Source organism: Rhizobium rosettiformans W3, from assembly GCF_004912135.1.
In the GTDB taxonomy this organism is placed as follows: Bacteria; Pseudomonadota; Alphaproteobacteria; order Rhizobiales; family Rhizobiaceae; genus Allorhizobium; species Allorhizobium rosettiformans.
On sequence record NZ_STGU01000041.1, the window covers coordinates 1 to 6,146 of the forward strand.

At 57.5% G+C, this 6,146-nt stretch carries 8 protein-coding genes and 1 pseudogene; 2 read left to right on the forward strand and 7 right to left on the reverse strand.

Features of this window, described 5'->3' with window-relative positions; all coding sequences use genetic code 11:
* Window positions 1-28 precede the first annotated feature (28 nt).
* Window positions 29-1,651, forward strand: a complete 1,623-nt coding sequence (locus FAA86_RS23885) for a type IV secretory system conjugative DNA transfer family protein (RefSeq protein WP_136543767.1) — start codon at window positions 29-31, stop codon at window positions 1,649-1,651.
* Complete coding sequence (locus FAA86_RS23890) at window positions 1,648-2,049, forward strand: hypothetical protein (RefSeq protein ID WP_136543769.1); 402 nt, start codon at window positions 1,648-1,650, stop codon at window positions 2,047-2,049. Before FAA86_RS23885 ends, FAA86_RS23890 begins: the two co-directional genes overlap by 4 nt.
* Before the next feature lie 94 nt (window positions 2,050-2,143).
* On the opposite strand, the gene FAA86_RS23895 is transcribed toward FAA86_RS23890, so the two are convergent.
* The 7 genes and pseudogenes from FAA86_RS23895 to FAA86_RS24775 form a co-directional block, all read right to left on the reverse strand.
* Window positions 2,144-2,461 carry a helix-turn-helix domain-containing protein gene (locus FAA86_RS23895; RefSeq protein WP_097143449.1) on the reverse strand — a complete coding sequence of 106 codons (318 nt, stop codon included), beginning with the start codon at window positions 2,459-2,461 and terminating at the stop codon, window positions 2,144-2,146.
* Window positions 2,454-2,828: a type II toxin-antitoxin system RelE/ParE family toxin gene (locus tag FAA86_RS23900; RefSeq protein ID WP_136543771.1), complete on the reverse strand. Its 375-nt coding sequence runs from the start codon at window positions 2,826-2,828 to the stop codon at window positions 2,454-2,456. The genes FAA86_RS23895 and FAA86_RS23900 overlap by 8 nt, the downstream gene beginning before the upstream one ends.
* A gap of 52 nt (window positions 2,829-2,880) precedes the next feature.
* Window positions 2,881-3,207, reverse strand: a complete 327-nt coding sequence (locus FAA86_RS23905) for a stability/partitioning determinant (RefSeq protein WP_136543773.1) — start codon at window positions 3,205-3,207, stop codon at window positions 2,881-2,883.
* Window positions 3,204-3,875: a ParA family protein gene (locus FAA86_RS23910; protein WP_136543775.1), complete on the reverse strand. Its 672-nt coding sequence runs from the start codon at window positions 3,873-3,875 to the stop codon at window positions 3,204-3,206. Before FAA86_RS23910 ends, FAA86_RS23905 begins: the two co-directional genes overlap by 4 nt.
* Before the next feature lie 280 nt (window positions 3,876-4,155).
* Window positions 4,156-4,866 (reverse strand): helix-turn-helix domain-containing protein, encoded by a 711-nt coding sequence (locus FAA86_RS23915; RefSeq protein WP_136543777.1) that lies wholly within the window; start codon window positions 4,864-4,866, stop codon window positions 4,156-4,158.
* A 194-nt stretch (window positions 4,867-5,060) separates the two neighbouring features.
* Window positions 5,061-5,303, reverse strand: coding sequence for a hypothetical protein (locus FAA86_RS23920; RefSeq protein ID WP_136543779.1), 243 nt, complete (start codon window positions 5,301-5,303; stop codon window positions 5,061-5,063).
* Window positions 5,304-5,556: 253 nt separating this feature from the next.
* A pseudogene (locus tag FAA86_RS24775) lies at window positions 5,557-6,146 on the reverse strand (ParB/RepB/Spo0J family partition protein); the annotation flags it as partial.

The following is a 6,146-nucleotide window of genomic DNA, read 5'->3' on the forward strand; positions in this document are numbered from 1 at the left end:
ATCACGTGCATGGGCAGCGGCGAAGAACATGATACGGCGCGCTGCCCGCGATCCCATCTGGGCCCTCGTTGCCTTGATCATGGCACCCTTCCGTGGCTTCAAGACCGTTCTTGGAAGCATCACACTTCTAGGCATCACTGGTGTGGTCATTGCCATCATCGGCGATCTGCTTCTGGCACCACTGGAGCTTCCCAAAGAAGTCGTCAGGGCGATCATCACCGTCGTTCTGATCGTCATCCTTATACCGCTTGCATTCCGGCTGATGACCGACCCTCTGATCATGCATTTCGGGGATATGGCTGAGGACACGCACGGTTCGGCGCGTTTTGCCACCAATCAGGAAGTGGTGCCATTATCAGCCACGCCTTCTGGCTTGCTGATCGGCCGCAACACCAAGTCAGGTGAGCTCCTCCGCTACCAAGGTTCATCTCATCTTCTGACCATGGCACCAACCCGCACCGGTAAGGGTGTCGGCACCATCATTCCTAATCTGTTGACCGCGGACCGATCGGTGATCTGCATCGATCCCAAAGGCGAGAATGCCAGCATTACCAGCCGTGCTCGCCGACAGTTTGGCCCGGTTCACATTCTCGACCCCTTCGGCGTCACAGGTCTCCCCTCCTCCGCATACAATCCGCTGAGCTCCCTAGAGCCGAATGGACTTGATGTTGCAGAAGATGCAAGCACACTGGCCGACGCGCTTGTATTCGACGAACCGGGCATGGCTGGTGAAGCCCATTGGAATGAGGAGGCAAAAGCGCTGATCTCAGGGCTAATCCTGGAGATCGTCGCGCGTGAGACAAGCAGCCGGCGCAATCTTGGCACGTTGCGCGAATATCTCACGCTAGCACCGGAGCACTTTACCGCCCTCCTCAAACGCATGCAGGAGAGCGATGATGCGGGCGGGCTTATCGCGCGGGCCGCCAATCGCCACCTCGGCAAATCCGATCGGGAAGCTGCCGGCGTTCTATCCGCCGCACAGCGCCACACCCATTTTCTCGACAGTCCGCGCATGACCACTGTCCTTTCACGCTCGGACTTCCACTTTGCCGATCTCAAGCGCCGCAATGTCTCGGTCTTTCTAGTTCTGCCCCCGGATCGCCTGTCGACCTATTCGCGCTGGTTGCGCCTGATTGTCAGCCAGAGTCTTACCGATATGGCACGGGATCCGACGAAACCGGCAAACCCTGTGCTCTATCTCCTGGACGAGTTTGCAGCACTTGGTCACCTCGCCCCGGTGGAGCGTGCCATGGGCCTCATGGCAGGCTACGGCGTTCAGCTCTGGCCGATCCTCCAGGACGTGCACCAACTGCGCGCGACCTACGGCAAGCGCGCTGGCACCTTCCTCTCCAATGCTGGCGTTCTCCAGGTCTTTGGCGTCAACGATCATGACAGCGCTCGTCTCGTCTCCGATCTCCTCGGACAGGAAACTGTGGTCTTCCAGACCATGGCGCGCGCGATCGATGCCGAACAGTCAGGCATTACATATAGCCAGCACCACGCAGCCCGCGCACTGCTGACCCCAGACGAGGTGCGCAACATGTCAACACGCCTGCAACTGCTGTTCATCGCGGGGCAAAGGCCAATCGTTGCCGCAAAGCTTGCGTACTATGCAGATCAAGAATTTGAAGGGATGTTTGAAGCGGCATGACGAAAGATCACGAGGACGACGGAGGCCATGAATGGCCCCATCCCGCTGACAAGGCCTATGCGGTCGATCAGGCAAGACGGCTTCACGACCGGGCTAGAAAGGGCGGCCTAAAATTTGAGGTCTATCTTCCGCCTTCGCTTGCCCTGTGGTTGCTTGATCGCATCGAGCAGGGTCACTTCCTTGATCCCTCCGAGGCCACCTTCGTTCTTCTGGGCGAGGCGCAGGATACAGAGCTTCATGTCGATCTACGAAACGAGTTGCTGAAGTGCAGCATGCAGTCGGCGATCAACGATCCGCGGCCGGGGATCTCAGGAGAAGACATGTTCGAGAGAATGCGAGAGAAATCCAAGAGCCCACTGCCCGAGCCCGCTCAATGGAAAAAGCAGTCCCGTCGCTGAGCTCCGGGGCATTGTCACTGGACGCACCTCTGGTCACTTCGGCGCTATGGAGAAGCGCGTCCCCTTCGGGGCGAGCGCGGCTCACGCCGCACAATCAAGCAATCGCCTGTAAGCCCTTGTTGCGAACAACCGTCAACAAGCGGAGTGCGGGGCCGCTCGGCCTCTTAACCCCACGCTCCCAATCCGAAACCAGCCCCTTGCTGACGTTGAGATAGCGGGCAAAAACAGGCTGAGAAATGCTTTCGCGCTCACGGATAGTGCGAATTTCTTCCGGAGTCAGGGGGGCCACGGTTGTCAGGCAGCCTTCATCAAATTCGCGCATCGTCTTTTTGTCGATCGCTCCGGACTCGTAGAAACCTTCCATCATCTCGTGGACGGCTGCCAATGCCTCACTCTTGTAGGTCTTACTCATCGCATTTCACCTCTAACATACGCCCCGCAGCGATTTCCGCGTCCATCTGTTCATCTGTAAATCCTAGAACCAGCTTCGCGGCCTTTTTCAGATAAGCCTCATCGGCATCATCAAGATTGGCCATGTCGCTCTTGGAAAAGCCAAATGCAAAAACAGCCCTCTGCTGCGTTCGGAAGAAAACCAACGTCCGGAATCCACCCGACTTTCCCGCACCTGGCCGGGCAAGCCTCTGCTTGATGAGACCAGACCCCAGATCGGCATCGATCTGACCGCGTTCGGCGCGCGCAACAGCCTCACAAAGCATGGTGTCGGAGATTTCCTCCTTTCGAGCAAATTTCTGAAACCAGCCGTTTTTGAAAACTCTCACGCCGGTTCCTTACCCTCAAATATATAACGCTGAGCGTTACCCTTCAAGAGCTTCATTCCGCCCCTCTTTTGAGAGCTTCAACTGCTCGCTCAATGGTTTCTGCCAGCGTGATCTCGTGCTGATCCGCATAATTGTAAATCGCTTCGATAGTTTCTGCGCGAAGGCGAGTCGCGAATTGCTCTGTACGTCCCGTTTTCCGACGCGTCCTGCGCATGGTCCGAATGGACGGGGCAGCCTCAGAACTGGCAGCTTTGGGTGTTTCTCTAAACCCCGCGGCCCTGGTCGCGGCCTTAACGGCATTGTTATCGACTGGCGGCGCTGGCGTGTTGTCCAGACCCCCGAAATCGAGGGTTGCGCGCTTCTTATCGTCAGTGCTCATGCTCCCTCTCCTCTCAAAGCGTTGATAACAGCCTGGGCAAAATCACGGCTATTTTCCTTGGCACCCTGCAATCCCGAAACGTCGGACGTTTCCAGATCGTGGAGTATTCCACCGAGAGAAAACAGTGCACGGTAAGCAGCGCGGTCGACCAGAGTTGCAGGCAAGACCGGTATTGCCGCGTCGGAAAACTGTCGATCGATGTCGCGAGCGGTCCGCTCGCGAATAGCGGGTGGGACGCGTGTAAAGAACACCCTGTAAGGAATATCGCGGTTGGCGACCTTCCGCATTTGGTGAACCAGCTTTACGGACTTAGCGGCCTCCGATGCATCGAGCACAGAGCTTTGGAGCGGGATTAAAACGAGATCCGAGCGGGCAATCGCAAAACCAATTCGGTCGGTCGCCGTGCCTTCCAGGTCGACGATGACAAAATCAGCATTTGCCCGAGCCTCTTCAATGGTATCGATGATGGTCTCAGCGGAATCATCGATCATAAGCTGCACGGTGTCCGGCGTGCCCTTCAGGCGCGCCCAGGCTTCAAGCGGGCGGTTGGGGTCGGCGTCGATCAGGACCACCTTGCGGCCGGCCGCAGCGAACGCGCCGGCGAGCACGACGGCAGACGTTGTTTTGCCGACTCCGCCTTTGCTCGACACGAATGAAATGACTGGCATCGCGCATCTCCAAATCTGCTAATTAGCTGAAAGCTAGCAGCTTTGTATTTATAAACAATTTACATACAGCTTTCTATCAGAAAATAAAAAGCTAGAAGCTTACGAGCTGCTAAATTATTTTGCACCCAATTTTTCCTCTTCTCTTTTTCAAGAGCCATAGGACATTGGCCGCAGGTGCGAAGCTGCGTTGTTTGATGCTGCAGATGCCGAGCCGGCCCGCAATAAGCGCGGGCCGGAACCGTCGCAGGACCTCGCAAGAGGTCCGAACGGCGACGTCCGCTTATTCTTTTCTATTATTTATAGAACCAGACAAGGATTCAGTCTGTCTGACGGACTCACGTAGCTTGATTGCCTTTCCAAGGCGAGCAAGCGCTTGGCCCAACGGATTATCGCCAACATCGAACAGGGTTCGGGCTTCAATATCGAGCGATACCCGATGCGCCTCGATGTCAGCGGCGCGTTCTGCTTCGGCCTGAACATGATCGTCTGGAAGCGGAGGGGCCACACCCCAACGTCCGAGGAGCTGCCGCGCACGATCTGGCAGGGACATGCGATAGGCATTGCTGGTTTGCTGGACCTGGGGGCCGCGCCCCTCGTTGCCTGTCGGCTGATAGCGCCGCAGCCAGTCGAGGAAGCCATGGGCACGCAGGTTCTTCAACGCCCTCACGATCGCGTCACGCGAGCGCCTGAGCTTAAGCATGAGCGTGTCGATCGACGGCTCCAGCCGACCAGTACGGAAATCAACGAGATTGGCAAACAGCTCCAGCAGCTCGATCGCCACGCCTCCCAAGGGTCCATTGCGAGCACCAGGTTGCCGGCCTGCCAATTCATAGCGTCGTGCCGCCAGCACGATCGTGCGCACGTCCTGTCGGTTGGTCCGTCGCCAGAAGACACCTTCGCATCGGCCGCGCGCACGGCTCTGCCGCCGAACGGGTGTGCGTTCCCGCTCGGCTGGTGCTCTTTCGAGCACCGCCCCAATCTGTTCAAACATGGCCTTTTCCGCCTCCTTTTTCAGGCGGGCACGACTGTGGACAGCGGACAAAGATTCATCGTTCCGACAAGAGACACCTCTTGCAGGTTCTTGAACACTCGACTATCTTGAGGACTAGATTGAGAGGCCTCAAAAGCCGATGTCGTAACTGACCGAAAACCCCTAGCCGTTACCAGCGGCGAGGGGTTTTTTCGTTATGCCCTCATTTCATTTTCGACAAACGCCTTTAAAGCTAATTCAAACACCTGAGCCCGCGATGCCAGTCCGCGTTCTGCCTTGATCTTATCAAGACAGTCCACCAAGTCCGCAGGGAGATCGGTGTTGACATAGATCCGCCCCGCATCACGCAAACGCTGGCGATGGGCCGCCACTTTTTCTCTGACTGGTTTCGCTGTGCTCATCGTTACAAGAAACTGCGATTCGGACTGATTCTGCAAGGTGCAAATCTGCAGTGGTGGCCTTTAGCAGTCGCTCACTCAAAAAGGGAAGAGTGGGGGAGCGTTTGAGAGGCGGGGCGCGGGCGCCTCTCAACTGGTTTGGGCCGGGTCGATCCCGGCTTGAACCAGCTCGCGCGGCCTGTATATTGCTTATAAACAGATTATAATTTGCTATCTTTTTGTTTGCAGAAACCCGACGCAAGCGCCGGGTTCTATTTGTTTGTGAGAAACGGGCTGCATTTCCCACCTACAACTACCCAGCAGCCATAGCCTGCTGGCCGTCCTGGTTCTGCTGTTCATCAACAACGTTCGAGCGCAGCGGACCGGGGAGCCATGCCTTTCCGGCAAGGGCCTTTTCCGCCAGCGCCACGGCCTCGGCTTTCGGGGCCTTGGCCGCCGCCTTGATCGCGGCTTTCCCGCAATCGGCATCCTCCATGACTTCGGCAATCTGAGCTTTGGACAGCCGGGACAGGAACGGAGCCTGCGCCTCCCAATGGCTGTTCATGTCGAGTTTCAGGGCAGCGGCCAGTTGATCGGCATGGGCGAGGCGGTCGCGGTCGTGATCGTGCTTGGCCTCGACGGCATTGATATTGGCGGCGGTGACGACGGCCAGAAGTTCCAGAAGCTCATGCGGTGGCTGTTCCAGCAGCCATTCCCACAGGTCACCGGGATCGCCGGGGAGCTTGTAGCCCCATGTCTCGTGAATGCGGGTCCATTCGGTCAGCGCTGCGCACGCCTCCGGCTCCTTGATCGACGGGGCCAGGTCCTTGAACTGGCCGGTGATCTCAATGGCTGCATCAACTCGCCAATAGCCGTTCCCGGTCAGGAAGGTTTTCAGGACCA